We start from the raw sequence: 21,435 nt of genomic DNA on the forward strand, positions 1-21,435 counted from the left end.
CCTCGTCAGGCCAGCGGCAGGGGGTGGGGGTACAGCTCGTCCTCGCTCAACGGGCGCGATGCGAGGCCGAGTTGCGGCGGAATCCGGTACAGCCGCTCTCCGCCCAGGTACGGAAAGGCGGGAGGGGCGTTGCCGACCAGTCCCGGTACGACGACGCGGACGACCGAGAGTCCGGCCGCCGCGACGTCCGGAGTCGTCAGGTCGACGCTGTAGGCCCGCAGCCCCTCGGCAGCGAGCCGCTCCAGATACACCTCGTGCGGATCCGTCTCGGCGACGGCCGGAATGTCATGGAAGGCCACACGCGCCGGTCCGCGCAGCCGGTCGAGCGGTTGTCCCTGCATGCGGGGGTCGAGGTAGAGCTGGGCGATGGCGGGGAGGTCGGTCAGGTCGCGGTAGTCGGTGCGGAACGCGTCCCGGTAGGTGCGGTCGGCGCGGAAGGGCCGGAAGACATGGCCTTCCAGCGTGCCGGCGGCGACGGCCTCCCACACCTCACTGCCCGGTTCGGCGAGTTGCCGGGTGAGTGAGTACAGCCCGTACGCCTCCACCAGGGCCTTCTCCGCGGCGAGTTGGGGCTCGGCCCGGCAGGCGCTGCCGAAGGCGACCATGCGCCGCTGCCGGTCCTCCAGGAAGGCCGCGACGACGGGTACGCCGAACTCGGACGGGATGTGCAGCAGCCGCACGGACGGGCCCGGCCCCTCGCCGGGGGCGGGCCCTCCGAGGCGCGCGGTGACGGCTGCCGCGTCTGAGATCGCGGCGGCTTCGGCCCCCGTACTCCACCAGACGGTCGTGGCATCGCGCTCCAACAGCTCTTCGAGGGCGAAGCGTTCGGCGTGGGCACGGTTCTCGCCGGCGGCGATGCCGGAGTAGACGAGGGAGTGGGTGGCGGGTTCTTCTGCGCGTGGGCCGTGGAAGTAGTCGAGCCAGACCAGTGAGGCGGGGACGAACACCTCGCCGCCGTCGTGCAGATCACAGCCCGGGGTCCAGGCGACGGGCAGATCACGGGTGAAGGGCGTGAACGGGAAGCCAGGGGTGGCGTATTGGGCCGCCGAGTAGAGGGCGAGCGTGTCCGGATCGAGCGCCCGCAGACCGAGCCTGGTCAGTTCGTGATAGGAACCCCAGCGCGCAGCGACCGGCACGGCGTTGCCGCAGTAGCGTTCGACGGCTTCGCCGACGGCGGCGCGGCGGGCGCGCTCCTCGTCACCGGCCGAGGCACCGAAACCGAAGCGGTCGGCGAGCCACGGCGCGAACACATCGGTACGGGCCACACTGGCGCCGTAACCGACCCACATCCGGGGCAGTCCCGGGCGGCGCCGCTGCCGTTCCAGTCGGGTGATGAGGCCGGTCCGCGCGTCGAGCAGGACTGATTCCGCGAAGCCCGCCGGAGCCACGCCCTGGCCGACACCCGTACCGCTCCCCCTTGTTGTGATGCTCACTCGGTCGACTCCTCGTGCGTGGTGCGGGGCAGGATCAGGCGGGTCCCGTCGACCGGCCGGGTGCGTACGGCCTGCTCGGCGACGGCGTACGCGGTACCTGTGCAGCGGTCCTCCCCCGTGCCGAGCGAACGGGCCAGCCGGGGGACGTCGCTGCTGGTGACCTCCAGTTGGAGACGGGACCCGGCGGGCACGGTGACGGCCACCGGGCCGAGTTCGATCGCGTGGGGGCCGGGGGTTCGCGTACGAGCCGTGTCGAGACTTCCGTGGGCGAGCTCCAGCCAGTAGCCGTCGGCGGTGACCTCGGTCCAGCGAACGATCCAGTCCGTGGCCGGTGCGCTGGAGGCGGCATCGAGCACGACGACCGGCCTCCCGGCGATCGTGATCGGATCGTGGAGCGGGGCGCTCGTGAACCGGACGGCGTCACGTCGAGCGGCCAGGGGCGCCCGGTCGACGCCCGGCTGCCGCGAGGGGTAGGGGTCGGCGGGGTCGTAGCGGAACCGCGCCTCGCCACCGGTCAGGGGGTGGCGCGGGACCAGTGTCCCGTCGGGGTGCGCGTGCCAGACGGCGTCGACGGTCGGCGGTGGCCATGACGGGCCCGTCCACCACCGGTGCGTGCCGACGGTGAACACCTCGGCCTCGCTCGCGCCGTGCCCGCTACCACCCAACACCCGTGACAGCCAGTCCACTTGGCGTGCGCCCAGGTCGATGCGCGAGGCGGGCCCGTGGTCCCGGTCCCCGATTCGTGTTCCGGGTGCGTAGGCCAGATCGTGCCCCCACGGGCCGATGACCAGTGCACGCGAAGGACGCGGATCGAGGGCCGCGCCCGCACGGTGGAAGTGTTCGAGGACCTCGTCGACCAGGAGGTCGTACCAGCCGCCGATGTGCAGGGCCGCCGCCGGCAGCCGTTCCAGCTCGGCGAGTTCCGGGCCCTCCGCCCGGTGGTCGGGGCCGTCTCTGATGACCTGGGCCCAGCCGGGAAGGCTCGCGCCGAGTCGGTCGGCGAGTTCCATGACGGGCAGATGGTCGAGCAGGTCCGGGCATTCCTTGAAGACATGGGCGGTCAGGCCGTCACGGCTGGTCCGTCCGTCGGCGCGCTCCAGCCACCAGGCGGCGTGCTCGGCGAGCCGCAGGATCCCGCTGCGCTCGAACTTGGTGCGGCCCAGCGCCATCGACGGGCCCATGCTCACCACCGCCCGCACCGTGTCCGGGCGCTCGGCGGCGAGGGCCCAAGCGGTGTGTCCGGCATAGGAACCGCCGTAGGTGACGAGCCGTCCGTCGCTCCACGGCTGCTTGAGGACCCAGTCGGCGAGGGCCGCGCCGTCGCCACGCTCGTTGCGGTACGGCAGCCACGTGCCGTCGGAGTCGTACCGGCCGCGTACGTCCTGGACCACGTAGGCGAAACCCCGGTTCCGCCAGCCCGCGCCCTCGGCGAGGTGTCCGCTGCGGCCGTACGGCGTGCGGGTCACCACGGCCGGTACCGGCCAGGTGTGCGGCGGCGGGAGGTGGATGTCGACGGCGAGCGGAGTGCCGTCCCAACCCGGCACGCGTTCGTTGGCCCGCACGGGCGGCACGCTCATCGCACGGCCCCCGCGGGCATGGTGACCGGCAGCGGCAGAACACGGTGCCGGTCGACAGTGGCGTTCGCGGAGTCCACGACAAGCTGCACATCACGGGCGGCCGGCATACCGGACTCGTGCCACCGCAGTACGTCCTCCACCAACAGCCCGGCCAGGACGGCCGCCGCGGCAGCCCCGGGCCACGGCACCGGCGGGAGGTTGTCCCCGTCCAAGTGGGCCCAGTACGCGGCCAGTTCGTCGGGCAGGTCGGCGGCGGCCAGCAGACGACCGCGGGTGTCGGCGTAGGACACGGTCCGCCCGGGGACGGACATGGGGCCGAGGACGAAGCGCAGCCCTTCGGCATGGCAGCGGTGCCAGGCCGTCGAGTGGAGCGCGCACCAGGCGTCCACCCGCTGCCAGTGCGCGTCGGGCAGCCATCCGGCGCAGCAGACCACGGCGTCAGCGGCCCGCACGATGTCCTCGTCGACCGGGCCGGTGGTCATGCGCGCGGTGGGAGGGAGCAGGGCGGCGATCGCGTGGGCTATTGGGTTGTCACCCTCGATGTGGATACTCAACACCCTTGAAATCGAAGGCTCTTGAGCGGTGGTCAGTATCCCGCGCTCGTTGAGCGCGCTGAGTAGGGCCCGACCGTGCTCGCTCTCCAGGGCTGGATCGGCCTGTTCGCCCTCGGTCCCGTAGGCGAACCGCTGGGCGGCGGTGAGGAGTTCCTGCGGACCGCGGATCCGGGTGAATCGTCCGTCCGGCGAACTGTGCCGCCACCTTCCGTCGAGGCCCTCGTACAGATGGTGTCCGGGTGCGATGCGATCCATGGGAAGTGCCTTCCAGGAGGGGCCGCCCGCCCCGTGACCAGGTCACGGGGCGGGCGGCGTCGGTGACAGCTCAGGCGGTCCAGGCGAACGGGTTGTGGACCAGCGCATTGGTCCCCGGACCCTGCGGCGCGGCCAGGGACCCGTCGGCCTCCAGTTCTTCGAACGCGAACGGGTTGTGGACCAGCGCGTTGGTGCCCGGGCCCTGCGGCGCCGCGAGCGAACCGTCGGACTTGAGCTCCTCAAAGGCGAGCGACAGCATGCGTTTCCCCTTCTTTTTGAAAACGGTTGTCGTTTTCAAGGGAGAGATTAGGCAGACTCCGCGTGCGGCTGCAAGGCCCATCGGCAAGATCGCGCTCGGTCGCTAATCTCAGCCCTCATGAACCATCGGCAGCGAAAGAAGCTCTCCCGGCGCCTGTTCAACGCGATACCGGTAGGTGACACCACAGCCGTGCAGGCGGCCCTGCGGGCTGGGGCCGACCCTGAGCAAGTCGACGGCGAAGGCACCACTCCTCTGTACGCCGCATCCGTGCAAGGTCAGGCCGAGATCGCCCGCCTGCTTCTGGCAGCCGGTGCCTCCCCCGGCATCGAGAGCAGCGGACTCGGCGCGGAGGGGACGCCGTTGTGCGCAGCCGCATGCTGGGGGCACACCGAGACCGTGCGCGAACTGTTGGCGTACGGCGCCGATCCGAATGCGCGTGAAGATCACGGCACCGGGTGGTCCCCCTTGGAGTGGGCGGACAATGGCCGCCACCTCGCAACTGTCGCTGTCCTCACCGCGGCCGGCGCCGTCACCGGCGGACGAGCGATGTAGCAGCGGCGTTCATCATCGCCTTGGACGGTCGGTGGCGGGCGGAGGCGGCGAAGCGAGGCCCGTCCGTTCCGCTCGGGTGGGGTGTGGCTGGCCACACCCCAGATGGATGGCGTACCGCAGTGACCTGGGGATCGACGGCGCGACATCGTGATCGGCATGACGAGGGGCCCGCCCACCACCTGGTTCGGGCGCTGCCCCGATGCCCGATCGAGCTGAAGGATCCTCCATGCGCGCTCACAAGGCCCCGTCGCAATCGGCGGAGGTGCCCGGTCGGGCACTGACCGCGCTCGGCGCTCTCGCCGTGGCACTCGGCGCCGCCTTCGTCCTGGCCCCGGGCAGGCTGGCGGCGAAGGGTTCGGAGAGCGGGTTCGCCGAACAGCACAACCTGGTCGATGCCCTGCGGCCGGCGTTCGTCGAGTACTGGAGGTCCGGAGACCGGGCATTCCCCGCGGACCTGCAACGAGTTGTCGACTACTGGTTCCGCTTCCACGTCGTCAAGGCCGTACTCGCTGCGGCTCTGCTCATCGTGTTCGTCGTACTCGGCGTCCTGCTCTGGAAGGCGTTCCTGAGGTCCAATGGGCCCGTGGCCCGAGGCAGGGTCGCTCTCGCTTCCGCCGCTTTCGTCGTCAGCGTGCTCGCGCTGGTGTCACTGGCGGCGGTGATGGCGAATGTGCAGGGTGCGATAGCCCCCTTCTCTTCGTTGACCTCGATGCTTCCGCTTGGCGCTCCTGGCGGCCAACTCACCGGTGCGGTCGAGCAGATCAGGCAGGGCCTCGCCAACTACCCGGACACGGGAGGGCAGAACGCGGTCGCCCTTCGGGTGATGGTCGACGACTTCGGCCTCTACCACGAGGTGATTGCCGTGCTGGCGTCCATCGTGGCCGTTGCCCTGATCGCTCTGAGCGTGATGGCGTGGAGGCGGTTCGCCGCGGCAGGCGCGTCCGGTGACGGCGCGGCCGAGGGGCGAACGCGGCGCACGATGGGGTGGTTCGGTGTGCTCTCGGTCCTGTTGGCGCTGGCAGTGATCGTCGTCGCGGTGGCCAACATGAGTACCGCGGCGGACCCGGCGCCGGCCCTTCTCGACTTCTACAAGGGCGGCTGGTGACGGGCCGCGTGGCGGATCAGCCGGACGGACCGGACCGACGGCATCGACCGGATCAGGATCCGAGGTAGGCGAGGACGGCGAGGACCCGTCGGTGCTGGGTGTCGTCGGGCGGTAGGCCGAGCTTGGCGAAGACGTTGCCGATGTGCTTCTCCACCGCGCTGTTGGAGAGCGCCAGTTGCCGGGCGATGGCCGTGTTGGAGTGACCTTCGGCCATCAGGGACAAGAGCTGCCGCTCGCGTACGGTCAGTGTCTCCAGCGGGGCCTTACGCCGTTGCCCTGCCAGGAGTTGGGCGACGACCTGGGGGTCCAGCACCGTCGCGCCACGGGCGACCCGGTCCAAGGCGTCCAGGAACTCCTCGACTTTGGCGACCCGGTCCTTCAGCAGGTAGCCGACCGCGCCGGAGCCGTCCGCGAGCAACTCGGCGGCGTAGGACTCCTCCACGTACTGGCTGAGCACGAGTACGGGGCTGCCGGGCAGTTGTGCGCGGGCGCTGATCGCCGCGCGCAGGCCCTCGTCCGTATGGGTCGGCGGCATGCGTACGTCGACGACCGACACGTCCGGGCGGTGGGTGAGCACCGCTTCGACCAAGGCGGGACCGTCACCGACGACGGCAACTACCTGGTGGCCGTCGTCGGTGAGCAGGCGGACGAGGCCTTCGCGCAGCAGGACCGCGTCGTCGGCCAGGACGATCCGCAGCGGCCTGCGGGGCCCGTGGTCCTGTGGTGCTTCCGCGGCCGGACCGGGAGCTGTTCTGGGCGAGCCCGGGGTCAGGGACATGGGAGCTCTCCGGTGATCGTCGTCGGGCCGCCGACCGGGCTGGCTATCCGCAGCCGGCCGCCGACCGCGTGAAGCCTGTCGTCGAGGCCCCGCAGGCCGTGCCCTTTGGCCACAGCCGCGCCGCCCAGGCCGTCGTCCGTCACCCAGACCCGCAGGACGCCCTCGCCGTGGAGCATTCCGATGGTGCATCGGTGGGCGCGGCTGTGTTTGGCGACATTGGTCAGGGCCTCGGCGACCACGAAGTACGCGGCCGTCTCGACCGCGGGTTCCGGCCGACGCTCCAGGGGGCCGAGGTCGAGGTCGGCGGGTACGACACAGCGGGCGCCCAGCGCGGAGAGGGCCGCGTGCAGGCCCCGGTCGGCGAGGATCGGCGGGGCGATGCCGCGTGACAGGGCCCGCAGCTCCTCCAGCGTCTCCTGCGCCTGGGCGATCGCGTCGGCGAGTGCCTCCCGGGCGGTTTCCGGTCTGCTGTCGAAGTGGTGCTGGGCACGGCCGAGTTCCATCGACAGGCGGACCAGGCGCTGCTGGGGGCCGTCGTGAATGTCGCGTTCGAGGCGGCGCAGGGCCGCCGCCTCGGCCGTCACCGCGGCGACGGTCTGTGCGCGAGCGGTGTCGCGCTCCTGCTCAAGTCCCTTGATCCTGCGGTGCAGTGCCGACAGGTCGGACAGCAGCGCCTTCCCCAGCCCGGCCTGAACGCCGACGCACGCGCGCGTCACCAACGGCAGGGTGGCCAGCATGAAGAGACCCAAGGCGACGGCGAAGGCGACGCGTTCGTCCGGCGAAGTCAGCCCCAGACTCAAGGAGATGTGGGATTCCGAACCGCCCAGGTAGAGGTTCATCGGCCGCATCGACCCAGGCGTGGCGTACGGGTTGCGCACGGGACACGTGACGGCGGCAACGCCGATGAACCACCACAATGCCGTTACGACCGAGGTGACCACGACGACGGGGAGCACCAGCACCGTGTGTGCCAGGTCCAGCCACAACCCCGGGTCCGACGTTGCGGCTCCCTCCCCTGACCGCCGACGCGCGCCCTGCGCCTCGTCGCCCCGGGAGCGCACCAAGGCGATCCGCCACCGCTCCAAGTCGGCGGGCCTCCGCGCCAGTTCCGGGGCACCGGTCCTGACCGGGGACCGGCTCGGGAGCAGCAGGCCGGCCGTGCCGAGACACAGAGCGCCGAGCACCAGCAGCAGGCCGAACAGGGCAGTCAGCGGTGCGGTCAGCAGGTACAGCGAGTCCAGAAACGTACGGCGTCCCAAGCGCACCGCGAACCGGCCACCCGACCGCCACCGCCCCGTGGCCACACCCACGTTCACGCCCGTGACCACGGAAGACATCGAGTCAGCCATGTGTCCAGCCTAATCGCGATCGGAGCGGGAAAGGCGGTCTCCCCTTCGCACGGGGCTTGTGCTGGACTACCCCCACATGATCCGTACACGACGATGGGGTGAATGCGATGCCTCTCGAGGGCGAGTACGACCCGAGTCCGATGGGGTGGATCCGTGAACAGGTCGAGTTGTACGAGAGTTCGAGTGGCACACAGGGCACAACGCTCTGGGACACGGGCCTGCCGGTCGTCATCGTCACGATGCGCGGCGCGAAGAGCGGCAGGATCCGCAAGATTCCGCTGATGCGCGTGGAGCACGAGGGGCGGTACGCGGCGGTGGCCTCGAAGGCCGGCTTCCCGCGCCACCCGGTCTGGTTCTTCAACCTCAAGGCCGGACCGCGGGTCGATCTCCAAGACGGCCCCGAACTACAGAGCATGACGGCCCGTGAGCTCACCGGGGACGAGAGGGCCCAGTGGTGGCAGCGCGCGGTCGCCGCGTATCCGCCGTACGCCGAGTACCAGGAGAAGACCGACCGCGTGATCCCCGTCTTCGTGCTCGAACCCGAGCACTTGACCGCGTGAGACCTACCAGTACGTGGCCGGTCCCGTCAGGACCCAGCCGGTGTCGGTGGGTCTGACCCGGAAGCCCAGCGCCACCTCGATGATCTGCGCGCGGTAGGTGATCTTGACGTAGACGCTGCTGCCGGTGTGGCCCCAGACGAAGTCGGCGAGTTCGAGTTCGCCGAGCCAGGACAGGTCCTGCTCCCATTCGTCGGCAGCAGGACCGTCGCTCGCCTCGTCCTCGTCATCCTCGGCGTTCGCCCCGACGGAACCGGACCACAGCGCCTTGAGCACATGCCGCATCGAGTGGTGGTCGATGGCCTGTTCTGCCTCGGAGATCTTCCCGGCTCGCAGCAGGCTGAAGTAGTCGCGAACGACCGCTTCGATGTCCCTCGTGGCAGGGGGCTCCGTCCAGATCTTCACCGCGCGATCATACGAATTCCGGGGATGCCGACCCCCCCGAGTTCCCGTCGCTGTCAGTCGCGCCACCAGCGGGCATCGGCGCCCAAGACGTCGCGCAGGGTGTTGGTGGCGCAGTGGATCTCGCCCTCGGAGACATGGGGACTGATCAGGTCGTCGACGTAGGTCACCCGATAGCCGGTGCTGCCGAAGGCCGCGGTGATGGCCTCGGCGAAGACGTCCTTGCCGTTCACGACGGGACCGTACGGCGTGGGTGCGACGTATCGACCGTTGTTGAGGACGAGACCGTTGACCGTGCCGGGAATCTCCGCCACCGCGTCTCTCATTGCGGCCAGTTGCTGCTCCTTGGCCTCCTTCTCCGGGCCGTCGTCCATGCCGCGGATCTCGGTCTCCAGCATTCCGTAATCCATCGAGCGGGCCGTGTAGAGGGCGGGGACGCGCACGATGTCGGCGTCCGTGAGACCGGCCTTCGAGCGGAGCACGGCGAGATTGGCGTCGATCCGGTCGGCGGCCCGCTCGTTGGTGCCGGTGAACTGGGCGTCGGCCAGGAACTGGTCGACGGTGCGTTGGTCGATCCGCTCGTCGTACGGCCACTCCAGCGTGGGCAGTTGGCCGTGCAGAAGGTCGCCTCCGTGCCCCTTCGCCCGGACGTCGCGGAGGAGGGCCAGACCTGCGCGGGGGTCTGCGACCACGGCCCGCCAGCCCAGTCGGCTGCCAGGGGCGGGCAGGAACTGCACGAACTCGTCGACGTGGCCGATGGTCAGCCATGAGGTGTCCAGGGAGATCGGGTCCTGCATGCCCTGTGCCCGCAGGAAGGTCAGCATCTCCGGAGCGGGTCCGGTCGGGCCAGGAGTGAGACCGTCTCCGCCGATGACGACCCGGCCGTGCGGGTTGCCTGGCGTCGGCGGCATGGTCTCCAGGTTGCCCATCGAGTCGTAGCTGTTGTTCTCGTTCACGTCCGGGACATGGGTGAGGTGGACGGCCGCCACGTCGTGGCCGGCGAGTTCGGTGAACGCGGTGCGGGCGGCCACGCGACGGTCGTCGTTGACGGAGGTGATGAGCACCCGCATGCCGTGGGGACGGCCGTCGGGACCCGGGACGGCGGTGTAGGCGAGCTCGAAGATGTCCTGAGCCCATGCGTCGCCCTTGGTGTCGAGGGCAACGGAGGGGCCCTGCACTCCCCCGGCCGGCAGCGCGGCGTCCAGTTCCTTCACGAAGGCGTCGGTGTAGGTGTCCCCGTCGCTGGTGGCGGCTCTCAACACCTGCTGTACGGGAGCGGTGTTGAGCTGCGTGAGCACCGGGGACTGACGGATCCGCAGGTGCGCCGAGGAGCTCTTGCCGTCCGCGGAGACGGTGAGGGTGATGGTCGATCGACCGTTCCAGGTCGTGGTGTCCCTGAGTATGTCGCGGCCCTCGACCGCGAGTTCCACTCCGTCCCTCAACTCCTGGGCGGTGAGGACCGTTTGCGGCCCGACCACCTCCCAACCGCGCGGGGCGGTTCCGCCGGGCCGGTGGACGAAGAGCCGGATGCGGTCCGTGACCGCCGCGGGCACGGTGATGCGGCCTGTGGCGGAGTCGGGCGCGCCGGCCCAGGGGCGGGTGCGGAACCGGGCCAGGTCGGCCTCGTCGGCGGCTCCGTCGACCACGTTGTCCGCGGCGTCGTTGCAGGCGGCCAGGTCGCGGTCGGTCTTGTTCTGCTCCCAGCGATGCGAGCGGACCAAAGCGGCCCATTCCGCCTCGGCCTTCTCGCGGTCCGGGTCCGCCTCCAGTTCGGCCCTCCTCTTGTAGAACGCGTCGTCGTTGGCGGCCTCCCGGTCGACGGCGTCCCCGACCAGGCTCCGCGCCCGATCCCGACAACGACCGGTGTCGTCGTCGACGTTGGGCAGGAAGAGCAACTCGGGCCCGGCGCCCGCCGGCTGATGTGCCGTCAGTCCGGCCACGGGCATACCACTGGCGGAGGCGGGCAGGGTCAGGCCGAGGATGCCGACGCTGACGGCACCGACCATCGCGATACCGCGGGTGTGGATCTTCATGCGCCGGATCCTCACAGGCCCGTGTTCGATTCTCGTCAGAGACCTGTTTGGCACATCTCAGGGAAGGTCGGCGGAGCCGACGGCGCCTGACCGCACGCACGGCGGGGAGTCGTCGGCCAAAACCCGGCAGCTTTCGCCGGCATGGGGCTGTCCTTTCAATTGAGGCTCGGCGCGCTCGCGCGGATCCCCAGGGGTGACGCTCACCATCGCTGGGGACCGCGGCGCGAAAACGCGGGGTGGAGAAGTTCGGGCGTCAGCCGGTGGTGACGGTTTCGGGGACCTCGGTGTCGCTGCCGTCCATGGCGAGGGCGGCCGTTTTCGGACCGCGCAGGGAGATGTAGACGAGCAGGGCGCCCAAGAGGGCGACGCCTGCCCACATGGCCTGTTGCCAGCCCTGGATGAAGGACTGTTGGGCCGCGTGGAGCAGCTCCTGCTGATGCGTGCCGGTGCTGGGTGCCACCTCGACCGCGTTGGCGATGCCGTCGCGCGCCACGTCCGCGGCGCTCTGGGGGATGCCGTTGAGCTTGTCGTCGATGGCGTTGCGGTAACCGGCGGAGACCAGTGCGCCGAGCAGGGCGACGCCTAGGGCGGTACCGAACTCGCGGGTCACGTCGTTGAGTGCGGAGGCGACGCCCTGCTTCTCGCGGGAGAGGGAGCCGGTGATGGCCTCGGTGGAGGGGGTCATCGACAGGCCCATGCCGACACCCATGGCGAGCATGCCGGGCAGGACGGTCAGGTAGCCGTGGTAGCCGCCGTCGGCCGAGACGAACAGCGCCATGAGCGCGAGGCCGGCGGCGGTCAGCGCGATGCCCGCCGCCATGGTCGGGCGGGGGCCGATCCGTGCGGCCAGCTTCGCGGCGGCGCCGGAGGCGGCCATCATCATCACGGCCATGGGCATCAGCGCGAGCGTGGACAGCAGTCCGGACCAGCCGAGCACGGCCTGGAAGAACGGGAAGAGGACCACGGCGATGCCTGCCTGGACACCGAAGACCACCAGCAGCGTGATCGAGCCGCCGGCCAGGCCACGCTCGCGGAACAGGCGCACGTCCAGCAGAGCCGCGTCGCGGCGGTGCAACTCCCATGCCACGAAGCCGATGGCGCCGATCACTCCTACGGCAAGGCTGAACAGCGTCAAGGGTGCGGTCCAGCCGTGCTCCGGGCCCTCTTGCAGAACGAAGATGAGACCGACCGCGGCGACGGACGACAACAACGCGCCGACGGTGTCGAAGGAATGAACAGAGCGCTCGCGGGAGTTGGGGACCGACTTCAGTGTCATGGCCAGGGCCACGACGACCAGGATCACGGGCAGGACGAACAGCCAGCGCCAGTCGGCGACGTCGACGAGGAGGGCGGAGAGGAACATGCCCAGAATGCCACCGCCTCCGGCGACGCCGGTCCACACGCCGATGGCCTTGCCGCGCTGCTCCTGAGGGAAGGTGGAGGTGATGACGGCCAGAGTGATGGGCATGATCATCGCGGCGCCGATGCCGCCGGCCACGCGCGCGGCGAGCATCACCTCGGCGGTCGGGGCCACGCCCGCCACGACGTTCGCGGCGCCGAAGATACCCAGACCGGCGACCAGCATGGGCTTGCGGCCGAGCCGGTCGCCAATGGCGCCGAGCGGGAGCAGCAGGGCGGCCAGCGCGAGGGTGTAGATGTTGATGATCCACAGAACCGTGCTCTGCGAGGCATCGAACTCGACGGCCAGGTGGGTCTGGGCGACGTTCAGCCCGGACACCGATGCGACTACGGCCATCAGTGCCAGGGAGACGGCGATCAGGATCGTGCGGAGCTGCTGCGCGTCCGGCGTGCCGACGCCGCTTCCGGGAATCGCCGGTGAATTCTTGTTCGCACTCATGGGTCAACCATGAAGTCTCCTTGCCTCATGGGCATACCATCTTGCGTATGACGCAAAATGACGGTGAGCTGGACAGCCTCGTACGCAAACGGATCCGGGCCCTGCGCGTGGCGCAGGGATGGTCCCTGGAGGAACTGGCCACTCGCGCCCATGTCAGCCAGTCCACGCTCTCCCGCATCGAGAACGGTCAGCGTCGGCTCGCACTGGATCAGCTGGTCACCCTTGCCCGCGCGCTGGACACGTCCCTGGACCAGCTGGTGGAGACCGCCAGCGACGACGTCGTCACCAACCCGATGATCGACGGTGCCCATGGGCTGATGCGGTGGCCGGTCAAGGGCAACCCGGGCATGAGCGTCGTACGACAGCGGATCACCGAACCGCCCCCGGACAATCCCGCACGGATGCGCGCTCACCCCGGCCGGGAGTGGCTCGTCGTGCTGTCCGGTACCGCGACCCTCATGCTCGGCCACCGCCGCTACCGCGTGGAGACCAACCAGGCCGCGGAGTTCCCCACCATGCTCCCGCACGCCATCGGTGCCGAGGGCGGCCCCTGCGAGATCATGGGCATCTTCGATCGCGACGCCCGCCGGGGCCACCAACGCGACAGCGACGGCAAGAGTGTCGGCGGCGACGACGCGCACGACGCCGACGCGTGAACACCCGCCAGTCGGCCCGAGAGCATCTTCGAGCCGACCACCTCGGACGCGCCGTATGGCCGGCTAAGGCCGGACGGCCGCGTCCAGTGCCGTGGGTGGTACGACCAGGTCCGCCCGGTCGCGGGTGGCGATGACGACATCGGCGTTGCGCTGGTCGGTGCCCAAGACCCAGGCGAGGGCGGCGTCTTGGGGCTTGCCGAACTTCACGTGGCGGGCGACGAGTCGCCGGACGCGTTCCTGTTCGTCCAGGTCGCAGAACCACACCTCGTCCAGAAGCGGGCGGAGTCGCGGCCAGGGATCGGCGTCCAGCAGAAGGTAGTTGCCCTCGGTCACGACCAGGCGGGCGGTGGGGAGTACGGGGATGGCGCCGGCGATCGGCTGTTCCAGGACGCGCTCGAAGCCCGGTGCGTACACCACGTCGTCGGTCTCCTCCCGCAGCCGCCGCAGGAGCGCCGCGTAACCGAGGGCGTCGAAGGTGTCCGGCGCGCCCTTGCGGTCACGTCGGCCGAGACGGTCGAGTTCGGTGTCGGCGAGGTGGAAGCCGTCCATCGGGACGTGCGCGACCCAAGGCTGCCCCTCGCCGTTGAGCTCGCGCACGAGGTGCTCGGCGAGCGTCGTCTTGCCCGCCCCGGGAGCACCGGCGATGCCGAGGACGGCCCGCCGGCCGGGACGGACGAGGGACCCCGCGCGGCGCAGCAGGTCGTCGAAGGTCATGCGCGCACGCCGCTCGCCGCCAGCTGCTGGGCGATGAAGCCGCGGGCGTGGCGGGCGAGGTCGTCGCCGTCGGACCAGAGGTTGCGCCAGATGGCGAGGTCGGCGGAGAGGCCCGGTGCCACCACGGCCGAGGAGAACGACTCGAAGGTGATGGGGCCTTGGTAGCCGATGTCGGCGAGGGCGTGGAAGAAGGCGGTGAAGTCCAGGTGACCCGCGCCGAGATAGCCGCGGTGGTTCTCGCCTATGTGGACGTACCCGAGGCGGTCGCCGACGTCGCGCACGGGTCGTACGAGATCGTCCTCTTCGATGTTCATGTGGTAAGTGTCCAGGTGGATGAGGACATTGTCCTCACCGATGTCGTCGGCGAGGGTGAGGGCGTCGCGGGCGGTGTTGACGACGTTCGTCTCGTAGCGGTTGCAGATCTCCAGGCCCAGGGTCATGCCGAGGGGGCGGGCCTCCTGGGCGAGGCGGCGCAGGACGGAGACGACATTGGCGCGGCCGGCGCTGGTCAGCGGGGCACCGTACTTGCCGAGCGCGCTGTAGAGGGCGCCGGTGAAGTGGGTGCCGCCGAGGCCGTGGGTGACGGCGAGGGAGTCGTGCAACAGCTTCTCGCCGCGCTCGACGACGGCCGGGTCGGTGCTGGAGACGTCGGCGTCGAAGGCGAGTCCGCGCGAGCACGCGACCTGGAGGCCGGCCGCCGTGAGTTCCTTGCGGGCCGCGTCGACGTCGAGGCTGACGGAGTCGTGCAGGGACAGCTCCAGCAGGTCGAAGCCGGCTGCCTTGGTCCGCGCGACGGCATGGCTCACCGAGGCGGGCGAGGTGTCGCCGGCCCAGACCAGCGCGTGCACGCCGATCGGGTTGGTGGGGGTCGCGGGCGCGGCGGTCGAAGCAGGGGCAACGGCGGTCGAGGGTGCGGCCGTTGCGGGCGAGGGTGCGGCGGTCATGGAAGTGAACTCCTCAGTCAATGCGGGCCCCCGTGATGAGGGCGACGATCTCATCGCCGGTGGTCTCGGCCGTGCGGCGGCCGCCGACGCAGCGGCCCGCGCGCATCACCCACACCTGGTCGCTGAGCCGCATGACCTGCGCGAAGTTGTGGCTGATCAGAAGGACGGTGTGGCCGTCGTCGCGGAGCTTGAGGATGAGGTCCTCGACCTTGGCGGTCTCCTGGACACCGAGAGCCGCGGTGGGCTCGTCCATGATGACCAGCCGTGAACTGAAGCCCGCGGCACGGCAGATGGCCACCGCCTGGCGCTGCCCGCCGGACAACCGGCGCACCCGCGAGCCGACCGCGGGCACGTTGACCGCGAGCGTGGAGACCATCTCCCGGGCCCGCTTCTGCATGGCCCGCCGGTCCAGGAGCGCGATCGGGCCGAAGCGGCGCACCAACTCCCGGTTGAGGAACAGGTTCTGCCACACCGTCAGATCCTCGACCAGGGCGAGGTTCTGGTGGACCGTCTCGATACCGGCCGCGCGCGCGTCCTCGGGCGAGTGGAAGTCGACGGGCGTGCCGTCGTAGAGGACACGGCCGCTGTCCGGGCGGTGGATCCCGGAGACGCAGCGCACCAGGGTGGACTTGCCGGCGCCGTTGTCGCCGACGAGGGCGGTGATCTCGCCGGGGCGCAGGGTGAGCGAAACGTCGGCCAGGGCACGGACGTTGCCGAAGGACAGCGACACGTTCTCGCAGGCGATCAGTGGCTCGGCCATCGCGGTGGACTTAGCGGGTCCGGCGGCCTTGTCGAAGGCTGCGGAGGATCCGGCGGGCGCGGAGGACTCGAAGGACTGCGGCTCGTTCATCGGATCTCTCCTTGGTGGATACCCCGGTCTTGAGGCCGGGGAGGAAATGAAGTTCCTGCGGAGCAGGGCTGGGGGAGCCGGTTAGCCGCCAGGGCGGACCGGCGTGCGCCGTCCACCGGCCGACGACTGTCGCTCACAAGGAATCCGATAGTGTGTGAGCCATGAAGCGGCAGGTCAAGCGAGCTTTCAAGTACCGCTTTTACCCCACCGGCGAGCAGGCGGCAGAACTGTCCCGCACGTTCGGTTGCGTCCGCCTCGTCTACAACAAGGCGCTGGAGGAACGCACGCGGGCCTGGTACTGCGAACAGCGCCGCATCTCCTACGTGCAGTCGTCCGCCGCGCTGACGGAGTGGAAGAAGACCGAGAAGCTCGCATTCCTGACGGAGGTGTCCTCGGTCCCGCTTCAGCAGGCGCTGCGCCATCTCCAGACGGCGTTCGGAAACTTCTTCGCCAAACGCGCGAGGTACCCGCGCTACAAGTCCCGGAAGAAGTCGCGGGCGTCGGCCGAATACACACGCAGTGCCTTCACGTGGCGCGACGGACGGCTGACGTTGGCGAAGATGGCCGACCCCCTGGACATCCGCTGGTCGCGTCCGCTGCCCGAAAGCGCGGAGCCGACCACGGCGACCGTGTCCCGCGACGCGGCGGGACGCTGGTTCGTGTCCCTCCTGTGCCAGGACACCATCGCCCCGGCCACCGCCACCACAGGGGCCGTCGGCCTGGACTTCGGGATCGCCTCCCTCGTGACGCTGTCCACGGGGGAAAAGGTCGCCAACCCGAAGCACGAGCGGCGCGATCGCGCCCGGCTGGCCCGTGCCCAGCGTGAGCTGTCGCGGAAGGCGAAGGGCTCGGCGAACCGCGAGAAAGCCCGTCGCGAGGTCGCCAAGGTCTATGCGCGGATCGCCGACCGGCGCCGCGACTTCCTCCACAAGCTGTCGACTCGACTCGTCCGTGAGAACCAAACGGTCGTGATCGAGGACCTCACCGTCCGCAACCTGCTGAAGAACGGCACGCTCGCGCGCGCCATCTCCGACGCGTCCTGGACGGAACTGCGCACGATGCTGGAGTACAAGTGCGCCTGGTACGGGCGCGAACTCGTCGTAATCGACCGCTTCTTCGCCAGCAGCAAGCTGTGCGGGAACTGCGGCACGGTCCGCGAGAAGCTGCCGCTCAACGTCCGCGAGTGGACGTGCGACAACTGCGGTGTCGTGCACGACCGCGATGCGAACGCGGCACGCAACATCCTGGCCGCCGGGCTGGCGGCGTCTGCCTGCGGAGACGGTGTAAGACCTCAACGGGAGTCCTCCCGGACGGGGCAGTCGTCGGTGAAACAGGAAACCCAGCGGGCGACCGCTGGAATCCCCCACCTTTAGGGGTAGGAAGTCAACGCTGGAACCTCGTCAGGAATGCGGCCAGCACCACGACGATGCCGACGGACAGCGGCTGGTAGAACTGCGAGACGCCCAGCAGGGTGAGCCCGTTGACCAGGGCGGTCAGCAGCAGGGCACCGATCACCGGGCCGACGATCGTGGCCCGCCCGCCGAAGAGGCTGACCCCGCCGAGCACCACCGCGGCAACGGAGTTGAGCAGGAACGAGGTGTTGGCGGCGGGTTCGGCGGCGCCGACGCGGGCCACCAGCAGGACGGACCCGAGTCCGGCCAGGGCACCGGAGACCACGTACACCGCGATCTTGACGCGTGCCGTGCTGATGCCCATCGCGGACGCCGACTCGGGCGCACCGCCGGTGGCGAGTACGTGGGTGCCGAACCGGGTGTGGAACAGGGCGACATGGGCGACGAGAGCCACGCCCGCGGCGATCAGGAACGTCCAGCCGAGCACGCCGATCCCGCCGGTGGACAGCTTCAGCAGCGTCGTGTTCACGATCGTCACGGGCTTGCCGTCGGAGAGGATCAGTGCGAGTCCGGAGGCCGCCGACAGGGTGCCGAGCGTGACGATGAAGTCGGTGATCTTTCCTCGCGCCACGATCACACCGTTCGCCACGCCGACCGCCGCGGAGGCGACCACGGCCAGCACACAGGACAGACCGAGCCCCCAGCCGGCCTGGTAGGCCTGTCCGAAGGCGACCGCGCCGAGTGTCATCGTCGAGGCGATCGACAGGTCGATGCCGGCCGTGGCGATCACGAAGGTCTGCCCGACGGCCAGGATGATCAGGATGGCCGCGGACACCAGCATCGACTCCACGTTCCCGGTGCTCAGGAACGTGGAGTCGGCGCTCTGGAAGACGATCACCAGGACGACGAGCCCGACCAGCGCGGCCCATTCGGCCCAGAAGCCGACGTCACGCGCACGCGCCGCCCAGGCCCGGGGGCCCGATCCCTGGTCCGGGGCCTGCTTGGCCACCTCGGCGCCCTTGCCCTCTTCGCCCTCTTTGGCCGCGAGCGTTGCCTCACTCATGGTGTTTCCTTCTTCCGGCGGGAGGGCCGCCGGATCACTTGGCGAGCGTCTTGAACGGATCGTCATAGCTGCCGAACGGCTTCGGAGTGCTGGCCAGTGCCTTGTCCGCGTCGGCCTTGGTGACGAGTTCCACCGGAGCCGCGACGTTCTTGGGCAGCGTCTTGCCCTTCGCCGCCGCCTGGCAGGCCTCCACGCCCATCTGCCCGATGGCGTACGGGTATTGGGCCACGGTCGCGTCCAGCGTCCCGGCCTTGACGGCGCTCAGCGCGTCCTTGATGCCGTCGACGCTGATGATGTGCACCTTGCCGGTCTTCCCCGCGTTCGCGACGGCCCTGGCGACGCCGAGCCCCATGTCGTCGTTGGCGACGAAGAAGCCCTTGAGGTCCGGGTGGGCGCGCAGCAGGTCGGTGGCTGCGGTCAGCGCGGTCTGCCGGTCCCAGTCGGCGGCGACGGTCTGCACGACCTTGATGCCGGAGCCGACACCTTCCTTGAAGCCGGTGACCCGGGCGCCGCTGGTGACGTCACCGGCGATACCGCCGATCACCGCGACGTTGCCGCCCTGGGGCAGCAGCTTCGCCATCTGGGCGCCCGCGGTCTTTCCGGCGGCCGTGTTGTCCGTGCCGATGTAGGTGGCCGGGGTCGCGCCGGCCGCCTTGGCGGCCTTCGCGTCGATGGGGCTGTCGATGTTGACGACGGTCTTCTTCGACTGGGCGACCTTGGCCAGGCCCTGCACGAGGTTGGTGGCGGAGATCGGGTTCACGATGTAGCACCCGAAGTCCTGGCCGGCGAGGCCGGTCAGCTTGTCCGCCTGCCCCGTGGTGTCGGTGATCGAGTTGGCGGCCTGCACCGTGACATCGACCCCGCCGGTCTTCGCCTGGGCGTCGATGCCCTGTTGCATGCTCTGGAAGAACGGGTTGTCCAGTCCCTTGATCACCGCGGCGAACTTGGTGCTGCCGGAGGAGCCGGAGCCCGACGAGTCGCCGGAGCCGCAGGCGCTGAGTGCGAGCACTCCGGTGACGGCGAGGGCGATGCCGGATACGGCGGTGCGGCGCGCGGTGAACGTGCCGAACACGGCCCCACTTCTGACGGCTCTGTGCTGTGTGCGCATGGGGTGTCCCTTTCCCACTGGATACGCCTGACGGTACGACCCCTTCCGGAGGCTGACAATACTTCTTTCGACTTTTTCAGTCATAAGAAGAGAGACTTTCACTTAGTCACCGTCATAGCTAGAGTGTCCAGGTGGATACGACGAACACCGCCGCCCGGGCCGAGACCAGTCCGGGCGGGATACTGGCCCTGTTCCGTGACGTGGCCGACGGCCTCACGAAGACCGACGTCGTACAGCAGACGGGCCTGTCGCGCACCACGGTCAACCAGCGGCTCGAGGGCCTGCTCGGCGCCGGCCTGCTGGTCCCGGCCCCCGAGGACGCGCGCACCCGCGGCCGCCCGGCCGGACGGTTCGTCGTCAACCGCGACCGGGGGGTCCTGCTCCTCGCCGACATCGGCGCCACCGGGCTGCGCACCGCGATCTGCGACCTGGCGGGCGAGGTGCGTGCGGAGCGCGAGGCCGTGTGCGACGTGAGCACCGGGCCGGAGGCCGTGCTGTCCGTCGTGGAGGAGCAGTTCCGCGAACTGCTGACGGAGACCGCACACGCCGACACCGATGTCCTCGGCATCGGTGTCGACGTGCCCGGGCCGGTCGACTTCGCCACCGGACGGGTCGTCAGCCCGCCGATCATGACCGGTTGGGACCGCTACGACATCCCAGGCCGCGTGGGTCCCGTGTACGGCTGTCCGGTCCTCGTCGACAAGGACGTCAACGCCATGGCCTACGGCGAACAGCGGCTGCGCTACCCGGAGGTCGACCACCTGCTGATGCTGAAGATCGGCACCGGCGTCGGCACCGGCATCATCGCCGGCGGCCGCATCCACCGCGGCGCCGACGGTGCGGCCGGCGACGTCGGCCACATCCAGGTCACCGTCGAGGACACCAAGGAACCCCCGCTCTGCCGCTGCGGCAACACCGGCTGTGTCGAGGCGTTCGCGGGCGGCTGGGCCCTGGTCCGCGACCTGCGGACGGCGGGACACGACGTCACGACCGTCGACGACGCGGTACGCCTGATCCGCTCCGGCGACCCCACCGCCGTACGCCTCGCCCGGCGCGCGGCACGCATTCTCGGCATCGCCGTCGCGGACGCGGTCAACATGTTCAACCCGCGCGTCATCGCCATCGGCGGCCAACTCGCCCACACCGACGAGCAGTTGTTCGCCGGCATCCGCGAGGTCGTGTACCGCCGTTCACTCCCGCTGGCCACCCGCAACCTCCAGATCGTCCGCAGCACGTTGGACCCGCGCGCCGGAGTCATGGGGCTCTCCCAACTGCTGGTCGACGGCATCTACGCGCCGCACCGCGTCCAGGAACTCATCGACGTCCGGGAGCGCTGAGGTCCGGCGTCGGCGAGCGGACGACTACGGACGGACGACCCGCCGGAGCAGGACCTCATGGAGGAGGTCGGGGTCGGACGCAGCACGCTGCGCGAGGCGATCGGCGCACTGGTGCACCTGGGGCTGCTGGAGCCCTGGGCCGGAGACGGCACCTATGTCCGCTCCTCCAGCGAGCTTCAGTCGGTCATGGTGCGGCGGGCGAGCTCCGTAGAGAGGGGCAAGGTACTGGAGTTGCGGACCGTCCTGAAGGAGTACGCCTCGGGAGCCGCGGCCCTGCGCCGCAGCGAGGGGCAGTTGCAGCAGGTGCGGGAGCTGTTGGCCGACGCCGACGAGGCCAGCGCCGGCGAGGACACGGCCGCGGCCACGAACGTCGACGCGCTGTTCCACCGGGCCGTCGTCCGGGCGAGCGGGAACGACCTGCTGGTCGAGGTGTACGACTACCTCGGGACGGCACTCACCGCGTCCCCGGGCGGTCCGGCGTGGGACGCCACCCACGCCGAGGAGCACGCCCGCCTGCATCGGCGGCTCGTCGACGCGATCGAGTCCCGTGACGCGGGCGGCGCCCGTGACGCGGCCGCCGCGATCATCCAGCTCACCCGCGACCACGAGGCCACGACGACACGCGCAGCGTAGGAACAGTGGGCACGCAGCCGACTTTGGACTCCCGTCAGCACTCCGCCACCGAGCCATCGCTCGTGG

At 70.1% G+C, this 21,435-nt stretch carries 21 protein-coding genes and 1 pseudogene; 8 read left to right on the forward strand and 14 right to left on the reverse strand.

Annotation, left to right across the window (positions count from 1 at the left end):
* Positions 1-5: 5 nt before the first annotated feature.
* The 4 genes from ACIP6U_RS10225 to ACIP6U_RS10240 all read right to left on the reverse strand — a co-directional run bounded on the left by ACIP6U_RS10225 (position 6) and on the right by ACIP6U_RS10240 (position 4,078).
* A complete protein-coding gene (locus ACIP6U_RS10225) occupies positions 6-1,433 on the reverse strand; it encodes a YcaO-like family protein (protein ID WP_401714757.1) in 1,428 nt (475 codons plus the stop codon).
* Positions 1,430-3,010: a CocE/NonD family hydrolase gene (locus ACIP6U_RS10230; protein WP_401714759.1), complete on the reverse strand. Its 1,581-nt coding sequence runs from the start codon at positions 3,008-3,010 to the stop codon at positions 1,430-1,432. Before ACIP6U_RS10230 ends, ACIP6U_RS10225 begins: the two co-directional genes overlap by 4 nt.
* Positions 3,007-3,819, reverse strand: a complete 813-nt coding sequence (locus ACIP6U_RS10235; protein ID WP_401714761.1) for a hypothetical protein — start codon at positions 3,817-3,819, stop codon at positions 3,007-3,009. Before ACIP6U_RS10235 ends, ACIP6U_RS10230 begins: the two co-directional genes overlap by 4 nt.
* 70 nt (positions 3,820-3,889) lie before the next feature.
* Entirely contained in the window at positions 3,890-4,078 is a 189-nt protein-coding gene (locus ACIP6U_RS10240) for a streptamidine-related RiPP repeat protein (RefSeq protein WP_124003198.1), read from the reverse strand.
* A gap of 117 nt (positions 4,079-4,195) precedes the next feature.
* Here ACIP6U_RS10240 and ACIP6U_RS10245 point away from each other — a divergent pair, with 117 nt between their 5' ends.
* A complete protein-coding gene (locus ACIP6U_RS10245) occupies positions 4,196-4,630 on the forward strand; it encodes an ankyrin repeat domain-containing protein (RefSeq protein WP_401714763.1) in 435 nt (144 codons plus the stop codon).
* A 226-nt stretch (positions 4,631-4,856) separates the two neighbouring features.
* A complete protein-coding gene (locus ACIP6U_RS10250; protein ID WP_401714765.1) occupies positions 4,857-5,735 on the forward strand; it encodes a hypothetical protein in 879 nt (292 codons plus the stop codon).
* Between the two features lie 52 nt (positions 5,736-5,787).
* Here ACIP6U_RS10250 and ACIP6U_RS10255 read toward each other — a convergent pair whose 3' ends face one another.
* Both ACIP6U_RS10255 and ACIP6U_RS10260 read right to left on the reverse strand, forming a co-directional pair.
* Positions 5,788-6,432 carry a response regulator gene (locus ACIP6U_RS10255; RefSeq protein WP_401715523.1) on the reverse strand — a complete coding sequence of 215 codons (645 nt, stop codon included), beginning with the start codon at positions 6,430-6,432 and terminating at the stop codon, positions 5,788-5,790.
* A 71-nt stretch (positions 6,433-6,503) separates the two neighbouring features.
* A complete protein-coding gene (locus ACIP6U_RS10260; protein WP_401714766.1) occupies positions 6,504-7,862 on the reverse strand; it encodes a sensor domain-containing protein in 1,359 nt (452 codons plus the stop codon).
* A gap of 107 nt (positions 7,863-7,969) precedes the next feature.
* Here ACIP6U_RS10260 and ACIP6U_RS10265 point away from each other — a divergent pair, with 107 nt between their 5' ends.
* Complete coding sequence (locus ACIP6U_RS10265; RefSeq protein WP_401714767.1) at positions 7,970-8,422, forward strand: nitroreductase family deazaflavin-dependent oxidoreductase; 453 nt, start codon at positions 7,970-7,972, stop codon at positions 8,420-8,422.
* Positions 8,423-8,425: 3 nt separating this feature from the next.
* Here ACIP6U_RS10265 and ACIP6U_RS10270 read toward each other — a convergent pair whose 3' ends face one another.
* The 3 genes from ACIP6U_RS10270 to ACIP6U_RS10280 all read right to left on the reverse strand — a co-directional run bounded on the left by ACIP6U_RS10270 (position 8,426) and on the right by ACIP6U_RS10280 (position 12,712).
* Entirely contained in the window at positions 8,426-8,824 is a 399-nt protein-coding gene (locus tag ACIP6U_RS10270; RefSeq protein ID WP_401714769.1) for a hypothetical protein, read from the reverse strand.
* A 53-nt stretch (positions 8,825-8,877) separates the two neighbouring features.
* The gene (locus tag ACIP6U_RS10275) at positions 8,878-10,854 is read right to left on the reverse strand and encodes a protein-arginine deiminase family protein (RefSeq protein WP_401714771.1); all 1,977 of its coding nucleotides are present in this window, start codon (positions 10,852-10,854) and stop codon (positions 8,878-8,880) included.
* Between the two features lie 253 nt (positions 10,855-11,107).
* Entirely contained in the window at positions 11,108-12,712 is a 1,605-nt protein-coding gene (locus tag ACIP6U_RS10280; protein WP_401714773.1) for an MFS transporter, read from the reverse strand.
* 47 nt (positions 12,713-12,759) lie between these two features.
* Between ACIP6U_RS10280 and ACIP6U_RS10285 the strand changes: the two genes are divergently transcribed.
* The gene (locus ACIP6U_RS10285; RefSeq protein ID WP_401714775.1) at positions 12,760-13,368 is read left to right on the forward strand and encodes a helix-turn-helix domain-containing protein; all 609 of its coding nucleotides are present in this window, start codon (positions 12,760-12,762) and stop codon (positions 13,366-13,368) included.
* A 63-nt stretch (positions 13,369-13,431) separates the two neighbouring features.
* Here the strand turns inward: ACIP6U_RS10285 and ACIP6U_RS10290 are convergent, their stop codons facing one another.
* Genes ACIP6U_RS10290 through ACIP6U_RS10300 form a run of 3 tightly spaced genes read right to left on the reverse strand, consistent with a single transcriptional unit; the run spans position 13,432 to position 15,786 of the window.
* Complete coding sequence (locus ACIP6U_RS10290; protein ID WP_401714776.1) at positions 13,432-14,082, reverse strand: nucleoside/nucleotide kinase family protein; 651 nt, start codon at positions 14,080-14,082, stop codon at positions 13,432-13,434.
* On the reverse strand, positions 14,079-15,026 hold the full coding sequence (locus tag ACIP6U_RS10295; protein WP_401714778.1) for a sugar phosphate isomerase/epimerase family protein: 948 nt from the start codon (positions 15,024-15,026) through the stop codon (positions 14,079-14,081). Before ACIP6U_RS10295 ends, ACIP6U_RS10290 begins: the two co-directional genes overlap by 4 nt.
* Before the next feature lie 13 nt (positions 15,027-15,039).
* On the reverse strand, positions 15,040-15,786 hold the full coding sequence (locus ACIP6U_RS10300; protein ID WP_401715525.1) for an ATP-binding cassette domain-containing protein: 747 nt from the start codon (positions 15,784-15,786) through the stop codon (positions 15,040-15,042).
* A 251-nt stretch (positions 15,787-16,037) separates the two neighbouring features.
* Here ACIP6U_RS10300 and ACIP6U_RS10305 point away from each other — a divergent pair, with 251 nt between their 5' ends.
* Entirely contained in the window at positions 16,038-17,249 is a 1,212-nt protein-coding gene (locus ACIP6U_RS10305; protein ID WP_401714779.1) for an RNA-guided endonuclease InsQ/TnpB family protein, read from the forward strand.
* Between the two features lie 10 nt (positions 17,250-17,259).
* On the opposite strand, the gene ACIP6U_RS10310 is transcribed toward ACIP6U_RS10305, so the two are convergent.
* Both ACIP6U_RS10310 and ACIP6U_RS10315 read right to left on the reverse strand, forming a co-directional pair.
* Complete coding sequence (locus tag ACIP6U_RS10310) at positions 17,260-18,291, reverse strand: ABC transporter permease (protein ID WP_401714780.1); 1,032 nt, start codon at positions 18,289-18,291, stop codon at positions 17,260-17,262.
* A gap of 34 nt (positions 18,292-18,325) precedes the next feature.
* Positions 18,326-19,363 (reverse strand): substrate-binding domain-containing protein, encoded by a 1,038-nt coding sequence (locus ACIP6U_RS10315; protein WP_401714782.1) that lies wholly within the window; start codon positions 19,361-19,363, stop codon positions 18,326-18,328.
* Between the two features lie 167 nt (positions 19,364-19,530).
* On the opposite strand from ACIP6U_RS10315, the gene ACIP6U_RS10320 reads away from it, so the two are divergent.
* The 3 genes and pseudogenes from ACIP6U_RS10320 to ACIP6U_RS10330 all read left to right on the forward strand — a co-directional run bounded on the left by ACIP6U_RS10320 (position 19,531) and on the right by ACIP6U_RS10330 (position 21,369).
* Positions 19,531-20,736: an ROK family protein gene (locus ACIP6U_RS10320; RefSeq protein ID WP_401714784.1), complete on the forward strand. Its 1,206-nt coding sequence runs from the start codon at positions 19,531-19,533 to the stop codon at positions 20,734-20,736.
* A 42-nt stretch (positions 20,737-20,778) separates the two neighbouring features.
* Positions 20,779-20,883: pseudogene (locus tag ACIP6U_RS10325) on the forward strand (GntR family transcriptional regulator); the annotation flags it as partial.
* Between the two features lie 39 nt (positions 20,884-20,922).
* Entirely contained in the window at positions 20,923-21,369 is a 447-nt protein-coding gene (locus tag ACIP6U_RS10330; RefSeq protein WP_401715527.1) for a FadR/GntR family transcriptional regulator, read from the forward strand.
* The last annotated feature ends 66 nt before the right edge of the window (positions 21,370-21,435 follow it).

It is taken from the genome of Streptomyces sp. NPDC088794, from assembly GCF_044750545.1.
In the GTDB taxonomy this organism is placed as follows: domain Bacteria; phylum Actinomycetota; class Actinomycetes; order Streptomycetales; family Streptomycetaceae; genus Streptomyces.

Excerpts from the sequence above, each read along its gene's own strand:
- ACIP6U_RS10230 (WP_401714759.1), bottom strand. The coding sequence starts at position 3,010 with ATGAGCGTGCCGCCCGTGCGGGCCAACGAACGCGTGCCGGGTTGGGAC.
- ACIP6U_RS10235 (WP_401714761.1), bottom strand. The coding sequence starts at position 3,819 with ATGGATCGCATCGCACCCGGACACCATCTGTACGAGGGCCTCGACGGA.
- ACIP6U_RS10240 (WP_124003198.1), bottom strand. The coding sequence starts at position 4,078 with ATGCTGTCGCTCGCCTTTGAGGAGCTCAAGTCCGACGGTTCGCTCGCG.
- ACIP6U_RS10245 (WP_401714763.1), top strand. The coding sequence starts at position 4,196 with ATGAACCATCGGCAGCGAAAGAAGCTCTCCCGGCGCCTGTTCAACGCG.
- ACIP6U_RS10250 (WP_401714765.1), top strand. The coding sequence starts at position 4,857 with ATGCGCGCTCACAAGGCCCCGTCGCAATCGGCGGAGGTGCCCGGTCGG.
- ACIP6U_RS10260 (WP_401714766.1), bottom strand. The coding sequence starts at position 7,862 with ATGGCTGACTCGATGTCTTCCGTGGTCACGGGCGTGAACGTGGGTGTG.
- ACIP6U_RS10265 (WP_401714767.1), top strand. The coding sequence starts at position 7,970 with ATGCCTCTCGAGGGCGAGTACGACCCGAGTCCGATGGGGTGGATCCGT.
- ACIP6U_RS10275 (WP_401714771.1), bottom strand. The coding sequence starts at position 10,854 with ATGAAGATCCACACCCGCGGTATCGCGATGGTCGGTGCCGTCAGCGTC.
- ACIP6U_RS10280 (WP_401714773.1), bottom strand. The coding sequence starts at position 12,712 with ATGAGTGCGAACAAGAATTCACCGGCGATTCCCGGAAGCGGCGTCGGC.
- ACIP6U_RS10285 (WP_401714775.1), top strand. The coding sequence starts at position 12,760 with ATGACGCAAAATGACGGTGAGCTGGACAGCCTCGTACGCAAACGGATC.
- ACIP6U_RS10290 (WP_401714776.1), bottom strand. The coding sequence starts at position 14,082 with ATGACCTTCGACGACCTGCTGCGCCGCGCGGGGTCCCTCGTCCGTCCC.
- ACIP6U_RS10295 (WP_401714778.1), bottom strand. The coding sequence starts at position 15,026 with ATGACCGCCGCACCCTCGCCCGCAACGGCCGCACCCTCGACCGCCGTT.
- ACIP6U_RS10300 (WP_401715525.1), bottom strand. The coding sequence starts at position 15,786 with ATGGCCGAGCCACTGATCGCCTGCGAGAACGTGTCGCTGTCCTTCGGC.
- ACIP6U_RS10305 (WP_401714779.1), top strand. The coding sequence starts at position 16,038 with ATGAAGCGGCAGGTCAAGCGAGCTTTCAAGTACCGCTTTTACCCCACC.
- ACIP6U_RS10310 (WP_401714780.1), bottom strand. The coding sequence starts at position 18,291 with ATGAGTGAGGCAACGCTCGCGGCCAAAGAGGGCGAAGAGGGCAAGGGC.
- ACIP6U_RS10330 (WP_401715527.1), top strand. The coding sequence starts at position 20,923 with ATGGTGCGGCGGGCGAGCTCCGTAGAGAGGGGCAAGGTACTGGAGTTG.